Raw genomic sequence first — 444 nt, forward strand, 5'->3', positions numbered from 1 at the left:
CGGGGTTGGGGGGCTGGGGCTGGGGCTGTGCGGCGGCCGGGGGGCCCGCAGGGGCCGGCTGCGCGGCGGATACGGGCACTTCGGGAGGCAGCGCACCCGACGGGGACACCGGGGCCGGAGGCTGGTCCTGGGGCTCGGCGCGCGCGTGCTGCGGCAGATCGGGCTCCACAGGAAACGGGCGCCCACGATCGCGCCGCGCCCGGTCCGGCCGCGTCAGACCCGGCTGCGCACCCTCCGACCCTGTAGGGCCCGGCTGGGTACGGCCCGGCTGCGCCAGGTCCGGCAGTTCGGCGGAGGGGCGCTCCGGCGGCGCGGCGGCGCTCGGCGCGCTCTGCCGTACCGGCACCTCCGGGGGAAGCGGAACCTCCTCCGGCAGTGCGGCCGACGGCAGCACCGGCCGGGGCGCCACCGGCGCGGACGGCACGGAGGGCGGGGACGCTACGG

At 80.6% G+C, this 444-nt stretch carries 1 pseudogene; it reads right to left on the reverse strand.

Annotated features, from left to right (window positions below):
- Positions 1 to 444: pseudogene (locus GT042_RS38765) on the reverse strand (hypothetical protein); the annotation flags it as partial.

Source organism: Streptomyces sp. SID3212, from assembly GCF_009865405.1.
GTDB lineage: Bacteria > Actinomycetota > Actinomycetes > Streptomycetales > Streptomycetaceae > Streptomyces.